The following is a 580-nucleotide window of genomic DNA, read 5'->3' as shown; positions in this document are numbered from 1 at the left end:
GCCACCGACCACGCCGTGCAGGTCCGCGGCTACTGGGGCGAGGCCGTCACCACCGCCGACCAGGCCCGCGCGCTCCTCGCCGCGACCGGCGGCCACGCCCTCGGCGGCGACCTGTTCGTCGACGGCGCCCTCGGGTCGCACACCGCGTGGCTCGCCGCGCCCTACACCGACCGCCCCGACTGCTGCGGCACCGCCTACCTCACCGTCGAGCAGATGGCCGCGCACCTGCGGGCCTGCACCGAAGCCGGCATCCAGGCCGGCTTCCACGTCATCGGCGACGCCGCCGTCGACGCCGCGGTGCAGGCGTTCGCGGCCGTCGTCGCCGAGCTCGGCGGCCCGGCCGTCGCGGCCCGCGGGCACCGGCTCGAACACCTCGAGATGGTCACCGCCGAGCAGACCGCCCGGCTCGGCGGCTGGGGTGTGATCGCCAGCATGCAACCGGCCTTCGACGCGCTGTGGGGCGGGCCGGACGGGCTGTACGCCACCCGCCTCGGCGCCGACCGCGCCGCCGGGCTCAACCCGTTCGCACCGCTCGCCGCGACCGGCATGTCGCTCGCCTTCGGCTCCGATGCACCGGTCA

1 protein-coding gene is annotated in these 580 nt (G+C 77.1%); it reads left to right on the top strand.

From position 1 onward, the window contains the following. Nucleotides 1–580: amidohydrolase family protein (locus CQZ88_RS28820; protein ID WP_146034383.1), on the top strand; the 580-nt coding region annotated here is incomplete at both ends.

Source organism: Rhodococcus sp. ENV425 (genome assembly GCF_002887785.1).
GTDB lineage: Bacteria > Actinomycetota > Actinomycetes > Mycobacteriales > Mycobacteriaceae > Rhodococcus > Rhodococcus aetherivorans.
The sequence above is the reverse complement of the archived record's forward strand: the minus strand, read 5'-3'. Positions and strand labels throughout refer to the sequence as shown.